Origin of the sequence: Thermococcus eurythermalis (assembly GCF_000769655.1) — an archaeon.
GTDB classification, from domain to species: Archaea; Methanobacteriota_B; Thermococci; order Thermococcales; family Thermococcaceae; genus Thermococcus; species Thermococcus eurythermalis.
On sequence record NZ_CP008887.1, the window covers coordinates 1,361,341 to 1,372,926 of the forward strand.

Consider the following 11,586-nt stretch of genomic DNA (forward strand, 5'->3'; position numbering starts at 1 on the left):
GAAGGATGATCGACAAAGTGAGTGAGGCGATTATTTTACTGAGGGTTGCGAAGTCTATCATCGAAACGGCGGAGAGTCTCATCGCAATGGCAGGGGACGAAGATTCAGCCTATGAGGTCTTCAATGTGGGAAGAGAGTTAGAGTGCATCATTGGAGAGCTGGAGAAGCTGGAGGCTTGTGAGGTGAGGCGAGATGAAGACTAAGACGGTTTCGGCGAGGGTGGAGTTGGAGTTTTATGAGAGAGTCCAGGCCTTGGCTGAGGGACGTGGCGTGACCGTGAGCGATGTGGTGAGGGAGGCCTTGGAGAATGAACTTGAGGAAGCGGAGGTTCTCGAGCAGGTGAATGGTATGGAGGTCCATTATCCTAGGGAGCCGTGGTGGCGGAGGCTTGGACTGCGCATTCGTGCTTTGATTCCCTGATCGGGAGATTTCTCCCGATTTCTTCAGTTTTCTGGTTCACTGCTTAAATACGGTGGGTGAATAGGGTGAAATTGGGGGATTCACCCGAAATCCCCCGGTGAAAATTGGTGAAATTGGGTGAAATGGGGTGAGACTGGTGGGTGAAGTGCGAGAAAAAAAGCTTTACGTCTGCCTGCGCTGTGGAAACAAATTCTGGAGTCGCGCTAAGAAACCTCAGTGTTCTGTCTGCAAGTCAAAGCGCGTGATTCCTTACGAGGAGTTCTTACAGCTTCCGCAGGAAGAGCAGGAGCGGATTTTGGGAAAGAGGAGCGAGGAGAAGGAAGAAAAGGTAGAGGCTGCGGGGGTGAAGGAGGGTGAAAACGGGGGAAATTCGGTGAAAATCGAGGAATCCCCCGAGGGTGAGAGGGTGAAAAGCGGTGATTCCCCCGGTGAAACTGGGGGAAAATCGGTGAAAACTGGTGAATCACCAAAAATCACCCAGGGTGAAGGGGTGAAATCGGGTGATTCACCCAAAATCACCCGGGTGAAAAAGGGTGAAAAATCTGGTGAGAAGGTGAAGGGTGAAAGGGTGAAGAAGGGGTTCAAGGTTCCCGTGCCGAGGCTGAGCTGGAAGGCGTGGAGCGTCATCATCGGGGTGGCCTTCATCTACTACCTGTACAAGGTCGGCTGGTTTGATGAGATGTTCCGCCAGGTCAAGCGCCTGGCGGGGAAGGGTGATGAGCCTGTCAAGGCCTACGGGGAGAGGCGTTCCCCTCTTCTTGGAAAGATTGAGAGCAACCTGAGGGGGTGAGTGAGATGGTTGAAGGTGGTGAGTCTGAGAAGAAAAAATACTTCTGTCTCCACTGTGGGCACGTCTTTGACAGTGATAGGGACGCGCCAAAGTGTCCGAACTGTGGCCGTAGGAAAGTTATTCCGCTTGAGACTCTCGGTGAGTCTCTCAAGAAGCATAAGGATAAGCTGAAGGAGCTCGGTGTTCTTCCTGAGCCTGACCCTGAACCTCAGAAACCTGTTGTCGAGGTGCAGGGACATAATAAGGGGTGTTGTGGGGTTGAGATTACCATTTTGATAAAACCCGCATGTGGGAGGTGAGACTGTGGAGAAGGCTAAGATGGCGATGGCCATGATGAACCCGGCCACTCAGCTCAAGCTTTCAAAGATTTTCGGCTGGGTTGAGGACCTGGTCGAGGCTGTTCGCGAGACTGGGTTGGAAGTTGGCGAGGTAAAGAATGGCGAGGACCTTCAGGAGGTCCTGTTGAAACTCCTCGGCAAGGCGAATGTCAAGCACCTTAGGGACAAGAACGCGCTGGTTCTTGAGCTGGGGAAGGAGAGAAAGGTTCGCTTAACGCTGAGCTTCAAGGAGGTTGAGTGATGAGCGAGGAAGCCGAAGTTAAGTCCGTCGAGCTCGATGAGAAGGACATCACTTCTCTCGTCGAGGACGTTGAGCGGGACCTCGAGGAGATTGACGAGCTGGTCGAGGCCGAGGAAGAGGACCTCGGCGTTAGCGAGACCGGTGGCCTGATGAGTGAGGAGGAGTTCAACGCGAGGCTTGATGAGTTCCAGGAGCGGGACCACAGCCTCACAATCTTCGCGAACTATTATGTCAAAATGCTTGAGAAGAAGGCCAAGGAAATCGGCGCGGACATTGACTTCAGCATTTGGTGGGACGTTGGCCGTCCGAGCTTCAACGCTGGCCTCTGGTACATGGAGAAGGTGGAAGGCCAGAGCCTTCAGGTGAGCGGGAAGTTCGGCCTGGTCATCGGCGCTGGAAGCCTTCTCATGCTGACGTGGATGTACAGGAAGGCGGTGAAGGAGGCGAAGGCCAGGGGACCTCGGGAAGTGAAGGACCAGGGGAAGGTTGAGAAAAGGACCTCCCGCCAGGAGGCCAGGACCGAGGACAGGCCTGTGAAGACGGAAACGGAAAGGCTGAGGGAGAAGGCGAAGCCGAAGGAGCCTGAGCCTCCGAAGAGCGAGGTCCTCGCGAAGATTGCGAAGAACCTTGGATCCTGACTTTCAACTTTTTGACTGAACAATGTTCATGGAGAATGAACAAAGATGTTCGTTTTGGGTTCCGAACTCGGGGAGATCTCAGCTGCCAAAAGAGTGTGAAAATGAACGGATGTTTAAGGTGGTGATGTGGAGTGGGGATTCTGGACATTGACATCCCGTCCTGGTCTATTGACCTCATCTACGGGAACACTGGGAGCGGTAAGAGCTACTTTGCCGGCTGGCTGATTGAGCAGGCGTGGGAGAAGGGAAGGAGGTTCATCGTACTGGACACGAAGGTGAAGAACCACCTCGGCTTGGTGCAGTTGAGAGGTGTCAGGCTCCTCAAGATTAAGGTCGGCACGAGGTACAACTGGCGGAAGCTCCTTGAGTTTGACCAGGTGCTGGCTGTCCCGACTAGGGGGACGATTAACCGGCTGGGTGTTGAAGGCCTGGTCGAGCAGTACTACAAGCCTCTGCTGGACGAGATTTTCAGGAGGGATCGGGACAGGATTATCGTGGTGGAGGAGGCTCACCGCTACAATCCTTCATCGAGGAGGCCGGGGAAGGAGTTAGAACAGCTTTTCCGTGAAGGCCGTGATGGGAAGCTCTACACGGTGGCGATAACTCAGTCCATCGCTGATTTCCCGAAGCTCCTCTTCCGTCAGGCGCAGAGGCACTTCATCTTCCAGCACTACGTGCCAAACGATGTCATCTACCTGAACAGAATGATTCCTGGCTTCTCGGAGCTGAACGACCAGCTGAGGGAGCATGACCTGATTGAGTTCATTCCGCCGAACAAGACGAGGATCATAAAGCGTGAGCTGGTGGTGAGGAGGACGAGGCATTTTGGGTGATAGCCTTGGCGAGGCTGTACCTCTATGATGATAAGAGGTCTGTGCTTCACACGGTCCTCGGCTTCGCCTCGGCCTTTCTCCTCATCTATGGTCTGGCAGTGTTTCTCATTTACCTGGTCTATGAGGTCCGCGAGAAGGAAGCACCGGTAGCGACGGTTGGGGACGTGGTGGAGTTCCTGGTCGGCTACGTGGTCGGTCTGGCGGTCCTCTTCTGGCTGGCGTTAGGGTTTTATAATTCGCCGTAGAGATTAGGACGGGGGAGCTTATGGCGTCTGATGTTGAAAAGGTCGTGAAGCTGTTTCAGAGGAGAGAGACTCAGGAGGCGTTTGGGGAGTGGATTGTCCAACTCGCGAGAAAGATTCACGAGAGGCCGGAAGACATAGTGTGGTTTTTTGAGGAGATGAGAAAAAGGGAAGGGTGGGACGAAAAGCTTGAGGAGTTTGAGAGGATTACTAAGGACTTATCACCAGAGGAGCTTTTTGAACTTGCAGTTAGGGAGGCTGAAAACGCTCCTGAAATCAGAGAGAGCACTGAGAAGCTCATAACAGATGCGAGAAGGAAGATTGAGAAGTTCAGGAGAATCGAAGAGAAGCTAAAGCGCATTGGAGTGATTTGAATGACCAGCGGTAAAATAAGGGTAGTTCTTGACACTTCAATTTTAGTTAGTGCGCTAAAGTCAAAGAATCCCGAGCGTTCTCCAGCTTGGCGAATTCTAAAGGCTCTTGTCAGTGGGGAAGTGGAGAATTATCTCAGCGATGAGATTTGGGAAGAGATGAGCCGGGTTCTAATGGAAATCGCAGAGGGGACAAAAAGGGAAATCCTTGCTCTCCAAATACTCACGTTGGTAAAGAGGAAGAGCATCGTCGTTCAGCCTGAGCCGAAATTTTCTGGGGATGCAAAGTTCATCAAAAAGCTGAAGGACCCGAGCGATGCCAAGTTCTTTGATGTGGCGTACACGGCTAAGGCTGACTATATTATTTCAGAGAACACGAAGCACATTGTTCAAATGAGGGATGAGGCAACAAAAACTTATCGTTTCGACGGTAGAAAGGTTAAAATCTTGAAAGCTGGAGAGTTTGTGAGAGAAGTCTTGAGGTGAGGCCGGTGGGTGTTTACCTCGACCGTGAGGCGCTGGAGATTTTGGACGAAGTGAGAGAAAGCCTGGCGAGACAGCTGGGAGTGAGGAAGGAGAGAATCTCGCGGAGTATGGCGGTTAAGCACCTCTACCACTTGAGCAAGCAGGTGCTGAAAAAATCGTCGTGAGGAGTTTTCTCCCGTTTTCTGCCGTTTTCTCCACTTTTCTGGTTCAGTGCTTAAATACTCTCAGGCCTTATTCTATGCCGAGGCCTCACGGCCTCAAAGCGAGAGCTTGAGAGGTGAGGAGAGATGGATTGGAAGGAGATCTTTACGGGAGACTTCCTCGTGAACATGCTGAGCGTTCTGGCCGCGCTGTGGATATGGAACAAGTTCCTGAAGAACAAGGTCTGAAGGCGAGGCAGTAAAATCAGGAGGTGAGACGAGTGTATAAGGTGAAGGAGACCCTTGATGACGTTCTTACCCTTCAGGTGAAGTCCATCGACCTGCCGAGGAACGGCGTCATTGACAGCATGGCGCTTCTGGCTAAGATTCCCCTCCACAACGGCGGAGGTTCTGACGCTACCGTCAGCATGGAGGACGTTCTCAAGGCCATCAACGAGATTCGCGTCGTCAGCGATGGAAACGTCATTCACTACGCGCTCAGGGGAACCGACATCGCTTACCTGAACATCTACGACACGCACGGGAAGGCGCTTAGCCTCGACGGACAGATTACCGTTCCGGCCGGAGGGACGAAGGACGTCACGTTCCTCATAATGCTGGACGCCGGCCAGATTCACGCGCTTCTTAAAGACCAGCTTCAGATTCGCGTGGACTGGAACACCAGCATAAGCACCAACGTTAGCGTTAGCGACGCTTCCATCAAAGTCACTCTCGACAAGAAGGTTTACGAGAGTGCTCAGGAGTACGTCATGACCTATCCGGCCGGCGAGTATGGTGAGGTCTTCATCGAGGAGCCGAAGGTCTATGCAATCGAAAAGAGCTTTAACGCGCTCGGCGAGCTGACCGAGGTCTTTGAGCTTCCGGTCGGTTCGGTCCTCAAGCGCGCACTCCTTGTGTTCTACAACGATGCCGGGGAGAGAGCTGACATTGTGGACAAGTACGCGCTTGTCAGGACGAGGCCTGCTCGCATACAGCTTTACAAAATTGACTATGAGACCAGCAGAGAGCTTGATAAAGTCCAGTATAAGCTTCCGGCAGTTCCAGCCGGCATGACGATGTTCGACTACGACCGCGAGGTCGTCTTTGGAGGCCTTGACCTCAGGGAATCTCCTTCAGGTACTTTCAAGATTGCGCTTAAGACCACCGCCAGCGGCAAGCTCCGCTACATAAGCCACGAGATTGTCCCACAGGTCATCAGGGTTTGAGGCGAGGGGGATGGCGCGGAGGAAGAGGCGGAAGTCCCACAGACGGACTTCCCACAGAAGGAAGACGCGGAAGAGCCGCAGGAGGAAGTGATTTCCTCTTTTCCTTTCATTGAATCACTGGCTGAAATCAGCGGCTTTTTCGAGGTGGTGATATGAGATATGTTATAACTTACGTGAAAGATGGGAAGGTGATACACAAATACACAAGCAACCCCGCTGTGGTAGAAGAATTGAAGCGGTCTGGAGCAAAAATAATTAGTGCGGAGGAGTACGTTTATACGAAAAGAGGAGTCAAGATAAAAAACATTGCTGTGGACAAAATCACTTCATCTGGGGACAGGCTGAAACAGAAATACGGTGTGTCCCTAGAGGAACTACAGCGGATTGTCGCGACCTCTCAGAGCCAGCCTGAAGCCATCGCAAAGCTGAGGAAGCGCCTTCACGGTTCTACGAAATATGACCCGCGTTATTTTGAGGTTGAAAAGCTTCTAACTCAGCTTTACGACGCGAAAGAGCATCCGAATATCCCTGATGCGCAGGAGAAAGCAAAGAAAGCAATGATAGAGGTTGCACATCGGACAGGAGTTCCAACTATTCCAAAGCCTCGGCCGCTGCCAGCTCCGGCGCCAAAGCCGAGCGTTGTGGCCAGGACGGGGAGCATAACCTCAGTGGCCGAGAAGGTGAGCATAACATCAACCACTCCAAAGCCGCAATCGGCTACCGTGCACATTTCCCAGGCCAAGTCCACAGACTACAGGAAGCTAGGCATGTACGCGCTCGGCGCGGTGGTCGCTTTTCTGGTTCTCAAGAAGATCCGGAGGTGAGAAAATGGCCGTGCCGGTTGTTGTGAACAGGGACAACGTTTCAGGGATTCTTCAAATCGTCCTCTACTTTCTCGCGTTCCTTATGATACTCTACGCGCTCTATAAACTCTTTGGACTCTTCAAGGACCTCGGTGGGAACCTCGAGAAGAAACTTAATGACCTGAAGAACACCCTCAAAGACCTTGACCTCAACCCTTCGGACGCGCCGGGAAAGTTCAAGGAAACTGGGGAGGACATTTGGACCATACTCAAGGGGACCTTCACTGGGGAGCAGAATACTCCTGAGTACAACAAGGCCATGACTGACCTCCACTATGGTGGACCTCAGTGGGGTCCCGGAACTGGCTTTGACACTTCAAAAATCAAGCAGGGGATTCTGAAAAAATATGGTCAGGACATCATGCCAGGCGAGACCAAGGTCTTCGCGGGAGGGACCTACACTGAGACTGTTGTGAATAACATGGTCAAGTGTCAGTACGCCGGTGGCGAGGTCCTCACGAAGGAAGATTGTCTCGCGAGAAAGTACGGCTTCATGACCTACGCGCAGTTCAACGCCTGGCTGGAAGGCGTTAAGGCCAGATTGAAGGCAATGGGGAAAGACCCGAACGCTATGAGCATTGACGAAATCGTAGAGTGGGGGAGGAAGTTCGAAAATGAGAAAGAGAAGTGGAAGAAGCAGAACCCGGACAAGGCAACTCCAGTCCTTGAATCGTGGAACAACACCGTTCCGAGCTACTTAAAACAGTTTGAGCTACCGATGGAGAAGTCGGACGAGCTACTCAAGAAGATATACCCAAAGACGCCGGGAGGAGGAATAGAGATTGGTTACACGCCGATAGAAGAGATTATCAGCAGAAAGAAGGGATTGCCTAAACCGATTGGTAAGCTCCCTGGCTGGGGTGACCGTCATATTCTCCCGATAGACAGACCGGCTTATATAATTTGAGGTGAGGCCAATGAAGATTGATGGAGACCTTCTCCTTGACGCTATCATTCTTTTCGCCATCTGGATGGCCTTCATGATTTACCAGGAGAAGTTCAGGAGGAGGCTGAGAGTGTGAACGTTCCGACTGAATTCGTTGCGACGGTCGGAGCGTCAGTGGCGACCATGTTCATAGGCCTGCTTTCGAGGATTAAAGCAAACGAGGCAATGATTGACGACCTCTTTGAGAGGATTCAAGAGGCGGAGGAGAGAATCTACGACCACGAAAGGAGAATCAGCAGGCTTGAAAACGGGTGGGTGAAATGACCGGCGTGAACCTCATTGACTTCACCATGCCGTCCGCCGTGCCGGCTCCGGCTGGTGGGAAGGCTGAGACCAGGAATGTTGGCGGAATGAAGCTCGTCATGCCAAAGAAGGCTGAGGCAGAAGGGAAGAAGCCAGTCGAGAGTACCAAGGAGAAGAAGGTGAACTGGAAGGCAATCATATTCCTCGTTGTTGCCTTCTTCCTCTTCCTCAAGCTTGTTACCGGCCACGTGAGGAGGTATGGAAAATGAGCGAGATGAAGGTGAACGCGTATTTTGAGCCAGCGGATAACGTTGTTGTCGAACTGACCAACAGCGAGCGGAGCGTTACAGTGGACTTTGGTAGTCCAAGCCACATCACGGCCATAAGCGTCAGCCACGGGAATGATGATTACGTCATCGTGAGGCTGAGGAAGGTCGAGGACACCAAGCCGTTTTGGTCGGCGAAGTTCTACAAAGGCCTCAACGGCCAGGTCTTCATCCAGCCGATTCCGGGGAATCCTGTTAGAAAGGTTGTGGTGGAGGTCGAGCCGGGAGGCTCGCTAACTTCCATATCTGACAGCGTTCTCGTGAACATAAGCCACATCCAGGGGTGAGAGCTGTGCTGCTGAAAGGGGTTGGGGGAGGAGTAATTTCCCCATTTAAAGTGCGATTCATCGGGAGCAGGTTTCACGCTGATGTGCAGTCCCAGGAGGTCTTGAGAGCATTCCACATAAATGCTGACATTCAGACCCAGCGTGTTTTCAGAGCTCTCAGGGTAAATGCTGACGTTCAGAGCCAGAAAGTTTGGTGTGCTTTCCACGTCCAGACGGGGATAAGTTTTAGCGCGTGAGGAGGTGATGTGAATGCCGAGTTCAACCTCAGATTTTACGGTCGCTGTGAATGACGTGCTGTATGTTGACAGGTGGGGAATCTCGACACTAACGACGTTTAACACAAACTTGAATATCCAAGTGTGGAACCAGTCACCACAGCCTATCTATGTTAAGGCCGTCATAAACGATCCGAACGGAAACTGGAAGTTTAACGACGATACGACTGCAAAACAGCTGGGAGGAGTTGGGGGGTTTGATTACGCTAACTTCAAAGCGGTGCTGAAACGAGCCGTTCCTTCGTCCGATATCGAGGATGAGCAGTTCACTATCACGTTCGAGTTTTACAAAGATAGTTCATATTCTACGAAAATTGACCAGATAACGAAAACAATTACTGCGAATATAATAGATTTCCATGCTTCACCGTCCGGATGGACGGTCAACATAGACGATTTTGACGATGGAACGGCACAGGGATGGAGTGGAGACTTCAGCGTGAGCAACGTTGCGAGTGTCAAGTCAAACGGATACTCGATGTACTACTACTTGAGCGGGACAACTGCAACTAAACTCCCGTACATCTCAAAAAGCATCAGCGTCCCCTCAGGAGTCTTAAAAGCGACCCTAATCTTTTACTACGGAGCGCACTTGTTTTCTGGATGGAATGGACGTTATGCACGGCTAAACTACGTGAGGGTGTACGTGAATGATACAAAAATATACGAGGACCACATCAACGCAAAAGTAGACTATGACCCAACCCATAAATATGTCGGATGGAACCAGGTAGGGATTGACCTTACACCATACGCTGGACAGGATATCACAATCAAAATCGAGTTTGAAGAAAAGCTTGACTATGCTTCAGTAATGTACATAAAAACAGCTGTTGACGAAATTATTTTTGCTTACAAGTGACTTTTCTCTTTTTAGAGGTGATGCTCGTGGCGAGTAGGGTTAAGCGCGAGAGTGGGAAGCGGAAAAGTTAATAACATTTCCCTCCTCAACTTTTTCAAGGTGTGAAGAATGGCCGTCAGCGTGAGGAACTCGGAAGGTGTTAAGCTACTCATAGAAGAAGTCGCCAAGGCCGTTGGAGTCTCCCCCAGGGAACTTATTGAGTACTACGAATGGAAGGCCAACCTGGAGAAGCTCAAAAAGGCCAGGACAAAGAAGATGACAAAGGAGGAAGCCAGAAAAATCATCGAGGAGTGGGGTAAGAAGGAACCCCTCATGAGTGAAGAGGACGCAATTAAACTGTACTACGAGGCCAGGGAGGAGATAAAGAAATGGGAGCAAATAGAAAGAAGGCTAAAGAAACTCGGCCTCGAATAGTCATTGATACCTCGGTTTTAATCGCCGCACTTCTTTCTCCGAAGGGATATGCCTTCGAGGTAATAAGCCTTCTCGCAGAACGGAAAGTTCAACACTACTACTCAAGCTCAACTAAGAGCGAGTACTACCGAGTCACAACCTATCCCAAAGTTGTCAAACGAATTCCTCCTGCAGTCTCAAGGATAAGAATTGATGCCGTTCTGGCAATGTCTACGAGAGTGACAATAAAGCGCTCCTTCCAAAACTCAAAGGCTCTTCTTGAGAAGGTTCGGGATCCGAAAGACATTCCGTTCCTCGATGTGGCCTACAATTCAAAAGCTGAGTTCCTGATAACCTACGATCGAAAACACCTGCTGAAAATCCGCGACAGGAACAAGAAATTCAAGTTGAACGGCCACGAATTCTACATCCTGACTCCTGAGGAGTTCATCAGGCTGTATAAGAAGAGGAGGAAAACCTAAAGCTCCAAGATTCCCAGCTCTTCTTTTAACTTATCCACCATGTAATAATAGATCCTCACCGCATTCTGCACGTTCCAGCGGTAGTTCCTGCCACCGACGTTCTTGGGAGCTCTACCCTGAAGGAACTCGATGAGATGCCAGGCGTCGGCCGGCGGGTTCGGAACCGTGCTCATCACGTTGTCGTTCATGAAGTTCTGGAAGAACTTCCTGAAAAGTGCGAGATCCTTATGCCGCTCCGGGTGCTTCAGCATGGTTCTCTTATAGGTGTTGTCCTTCCTCAGCTTGTAGCCAGATGCCTTGAACTTCTTGAGGTCCTCGACCAGCTCAATAGGGAAGACGGCTATGTAACCCCTCTTAGTCTGGTGCTTCCTATGAGGCAGTTTTACCCTTTCCATATCATATACCGCAATTTTTGTTTTCCATTCCTCTGGCAGGCCGAAGGCCTTGAAGGTATCATCAATCACCCTCGGGTCAAACTGGTTCATCAGCTCTCTGACTTCATCAGCGCGAAGGCCAGTGAAGGCCAAGAGCTTGAGGTAAAGCTTGCGCGCGTGAATAATCTCAGGCGTTGAACCCTTCACGTCCTTGATAATCTCCCTAATATCCTCGGCGCTGATAACCTTAGCCGACTCAGGCCTGGCCTTGGTTTTTATGTTCGGGATAACTGCCTTGAAGTCAATGGCCTCACTCTTCCGTATCCTGCCGGTGGAAACGAGGAAGTTGATGTAACTCCTGATCGCCAGGTAAGCCTTTCTATCCGGGGTGCCTGCCGAGGTCGGTGGAATTGACTCAACAACCCTCCTCAGCTCTTCGGGAGTATTTGCCTTCTTTCCCCAGAGGTATTTGTTGAGTTTGTTAATGTAGTCCCTTGCCAGAGAAGGAGACTCCCTTTGTATCCATTTGGCGTATTCTTCACGGTCACGACCATAATGGATCTTGGCTGTGGAGTCAATCAAAGCCTTTCCTGTAAAAACGTCTTGGGTCTCTGGCTCGCTTTTTGTCGTTGCGTCAAGGAGAGGCCTTCTTTCCTCAAAATCCGTCATCTCGAGTCCCGCGCCTTCCCAGGCTAGGCTACCCCGGCGCGGTCTTTGGTTTGCTTCTCGGTTTTATAAATCTTTCCGCGAAAAATTTATTAACCCAAATTAATTAAAATGCCAACGGTTGCAAAGGTTTAAATCCTAGAA

Annotated in this window: 22 protein-coding genes; 21 read left to right on the forward strand and 1 reads right to left on the reverse strand. The window is 51.0% G+C overall.

Annotated elements, in window-relative coordinates; all coding sequences use genetic code 11:
• Positions 1–5 precede the first annotated feature (5 nt).
• The 21 genes from TEU_RS07385 to TEU_RS07480 all read left to right on the forward strand — a co-directional run bounded on the left by TEU_RS07385 (position 6) and on the right by TEU_RS07480 (position 10,402).
• The gene (locus TEU_RS07385) at positions 6–203 is read left to right on the forward strand and encodes a hypothetical protein (protein ID WP_050003169.1); all 198 of its coding nucleotides are present in this window, start codon (positions 6–8) and stop codon (positions 201–203) included.
• On the forward strand, positions 193–420 hold the full coding sequence (locus tag TEU_RS07390; RefSeq protein WP_050003170.1) for a ribbon-helix-helix protein, CopG family: 228 nt from the start codon (positions 193–195) through the stop codon (positions 418–420). The genes TEU_RS07385 and TEU_RS07390 overlap by 11 nt, the downstream gene beginning before the upstream one ends.
• Positions 421–973: 553 nt before the next feature.
• On the forward strand, positions 974–1,210 hold the full coding sequence (locus TEU_RS11895; protein ID WP_227738679.1) for a hypothetical protein: 237 nt from the start codon (positions 974–976) through the stop codon (positions 1,208–1,210).
• Positions 1,207–1,509: a hypothetical protein gene (locus TEU_RS07400; RefSeq protein WP_144244833.1), complete on the forward strand. Its 303-nt coding sequence runs from the start codon at positions 1,207–1,209 to the stop codon at positions 1,507–1,509. Before TEU_RS11895 ends, TEU_RS07400 begins: the two co-directional genes overlap by 4 nt.
• Positions 1,510–1,513: 4 nt before the next feature.
• Complete coding sequence (locus tag TEU_RS07405; RefSeq protein WP_227738681.1) at positions 1,514–1,789, forward strand: hypothetical protein; 276 nt, start codon at positions 1,514–1,516, stop codon at positions 1,787–1,789.
• A complete protein-coding gene (locus tag TEU_RS07410) occupies positions 1,789–2,427 on the forward strand; it encodes a hypothetical protein (RefSeq protein WP_050003173.1) in 639 nt (212 codons plus the stop codon). Before TEU_RS07405 ends, TEU_RS07410 begins: the two co-directional genes overlap by 1 nt.
• Before the next feature lie 131 nt (positions 2,428–2,558).
• The gene (locus tag TEU_RS07415) at positions 2,559–3,260 is read left to right on the forward strand and encodes a helicase HerA domain-containing protein (RefSeq protein WP_050003174.1); all 702 of its coding nucleotides are present in this window, start codon (positions 2,559–2,561) and stop codon (positions 3,258–3,260) included.
• Positions 3,257–3,505, forward strand: a complete 249-nt coding sequence (locus TEU_RS07420; protein ID WP_227738683.1) for a hypothetical protein — start codon at positions 3,257–3,259, stop codon at positions 3,503–3,505. Before TEU_RS07415 ends, TEU_RS07420 begins: the two co-directional genes overlap by 4 nt.
• Before the next feature lie 20 nt (positions 3,506–3,525).
• The gene (locus tag TEU_RS07425) at positions 3,526–3,876 is read left to right on the forward strand and encodes a hypothetical protein (protein ID WP_050003175.1); all 351 of its coding nucleotides are present in this window, start codon (positions 3,526–3,528) and stop codon (positions 3,874–3,876) included.
• Entirely contained in the window at positions 3,877–4,359 is a 483-nt protein-coding gene (locus tag TEU_RS07430) for a putative toxin-antitoxin system toxin component, PIN family (RefSeq protein ID WP_050003176.1), read from the forward strand.
• 5 nt (positions 4,360–4,364) lie between these two features.
• A complete protein-coding gene (locus TEU_RS12105; RefSeq protein WP_162473104.1) occupies positions 4,365–4,523 on the forward strand; it encodes a hypothetical protein in 159 nt (52 codons plus the stop codon).
• Positions 4,524–4,780: 257 nt separating this feature from the next.
• Positions 4,781–5,725 carry a hypothetical protein gene (locus TEU_RS07435; RefSeq protein WP_050003177.1) on the forward strand — a complete coding sequence of 315 codons (945 nt, stop codon included), beginning with the start codon at positions 4,781–4,783 and terminating at the stop codon, positions 5,723–5,725.
• A gap of 152 nt (positions 5,726–5,877) precedes the next feature.
• Positions 5,878–6,549, forward strand: coding sequence for a hypothetical protein (locus TEU_RS07440; RefSeq protein WP_050003178.1), 672 nt, complete (start codon positions 5,878–5,880; stop codon positions 6,547–6,549).
• Positions 6,550–6,553: 4 nt separating this feature from the next.
• Positions 6,554–7,495 carry a hypothetical protein gene (locus TEU_RS07445; protein WP_050003179.1) on the forward strand — a complete coding sequence of 314 codons (942 nt, stop codon included), beginning with the start codon at positions 6,554–6,556 and terminating at the stop codon, positions 7,493–7,495.
• A 111-nt stretch (positions 7,496–7,606) separates the two neighbouring features.
• Positions 7,607–7,798 carry a hypothetical protein gene (locus TEU_RS07450; protein ID WP_050003180.1) on the forward strand — a complete coding sequence of 64 codons (192 nt, stop codon included), beginning with the start codon at positions 7,607–7,609 and terminating at the stop codon, positions 7,796–7,798.
• The gene (locus TEU_RS07455; protein WP_050003181.1) at positions 7,795–8,046 is read left to right on the forward strand and encodes a hypothetical protein; all 252 of its coding nucleotides are present in this window, start codon (positions 7,795–7,797) and stop codon (positions 8,044–8,046) included. Before TEU_RS07450 ends, TEU_RS07455 begins: the two co-directional genes overlap by 4 nt.
• Positions 8,043–8,390 carry a hypothetical protein gene (locus TEU_RS07460; RefSeq protein ID WP_050003182.1) on the forward strand — a complete coding sequence of 116 codons (348 nt, stop codon included), beginning with the start codon at positions 8,043–8,045 and terminating at the stop codon, positions 8,388–8,390. Before TEU_RS07455 ends, TEU_RS07460 begins: the two co-directional genes overlap by 4 nt.
• A 5-nt stretch (positions 8,391–8,395) precedes the next feature.
• Entirely contained in the window at positions 8,396–8,626 is a 231-nt protein-coding gene (locus TEU_RS07465) for a hypothetical protein (protein ID WP_050003183.1), read from the forward strand.
• Between the two features lie 13 nt (positions 8,627–8,639).
• The gene (locus TEU_RS07470) at positions 8,640–9,527 is read left to right on the forward strand and encodes a hypothetical protein (RefSeq protein ID WP_050003184.1); all 888 of its coding nucleotides are present in this window, start codon (positions 8,640–8,642) and stop codon (positions 9,525–9,527) included.
• A gap of 108 nt (positions 9,528–9,635) precedes the next feature.
• The gene (locus TEU_RS07475) at positions 9,636–9,941 is read left to right on the forward strand and encodes a hypothetical protein (RefSeq protein WP_050003185.1); all 306 of its coding nucleotides are present in this window, start codon (positions 9,636–9,638) and stop codon (positions 9,939–9,941) included.
• Positions 9,896–10,402 (forward strand): putative toxin-antitoxin system toxin component, PIN family, encoded by a 507-nt coding sequence (locus TEU_RS07480; RefSeq protein ID WP_050003186.1) that lies wholly within the window; start codon positions 9,896–9,898, stop codon positions 10,400–10,402. The genes TEU_RS07475 and TEU_RS07480 overlap by 46 nt, the downstream gene beginning before the upstream one ends.
• On the opposite strand, the gene TEU_RS07485 is transcribed toward TEU_RS07480, so the two are convergent.
• Positions 10,399–11,445, reverse strand: coding sequence for an integrase (locus TEU_RS07485; protein ID WP_050003187.1), 1,047 nt, complete (start codon positions 11,443–11,445; stop codon positions 10,399–10,401). The two genes, TEU_RS07480 and TEU_RS07485, sit on opposite strands and share 4 nt — an antisense overlap.
• Positions 11,446–11,586: the final 141 nt, after the last annotated feature.

Coding starts and splice junctions, on each gene's coding strand:
- TEU_RS07470 (WP_050003184.1), top strand. CDS start 8,640: ATGCCGAGTTCAACCTCAGATTTTACGGTCGCTGTGAATGACGTGCTG.
- TEU_RS07440 (WP_050003178.1), top strand. CDS start 5,878: ATGAGATATGTTATAACTTACGTGAAAGATGGGAAGGTGATACACAAA.
- TEU_RS07425 (WP_050003175.1), top strand. CDS start 3,526: ATGGCGTCTGATGTTGAAAAGGTCGTGAAGCTGTTTCAGAGGAGAGAG.
- TEU_RS07445 (WP_050003179.1), top strand. CDS start 6,554: ATGGCCGTGCCGGTTGTTGTGAACAGGGACAACGTTTCAGGGATTCTT.
- TEU_RS07390 (WP_050003170.1), top strand. CDS start 193: ATGAAGACTAAGACGGTTTCGGCGAGGGTGGAGTTGGAGTTTTATGAG.
- TEU_RS07480 (WP_050003186.1), top strand. CDS start 9,896: ATGGGAGCAAATAGAAAGAAGGCTAAAGAAACTCGGCCTCGAATAGTC.
- TEU_RS07385 (WP_050003169.1), top strand. CDS start 6: ATGATCGACAAAGTGAGTGAGGCGATTATTTTACTGAGGGTTGCGAAG.
- TEU_RS07485 (WP_050003187.1), bottom strand. CDS start 11,445: ATGACGGATTTTGAGGAAAGAAGGCCTCTCCTTGACGCAACGACAAAA.
- TEU_RS07455 (WP_050003181.1), top strand. CDS start 7,795: ATGACCGGCGTGAACCTCATTGACTTCACCATGCCGTCCGCCGTGCCG.
- TEU_RS07410 (WP_050003173.1), top strand. CDS start 1,789: ATGAGCGAGGAAGCCGAAGTTAAGTCCGTCGAGCTCGATGAGAAGGAC.
- TEU_RS07430 (WP_050003176.1), top strand. CDS start 3,877: ATGACCAGCGGTAAAATAAGGGTAGTTCTTGACACTTCAATTTTAGTT.
- TEU_RS07475 (WP_050003185.1), top strand. CDS start 9,636: ATGGCCGTCAGCGTGAGGAACTCGGAAGGTGTTAAGCTACTCATAGAA.
- TEU_RS07460 (WP_050003182.1), top strand. CDS start 8,043: ATGAGCGAGATGAAGGTGAACGCGTATTTTGAGCCAGCGGATAACGTT.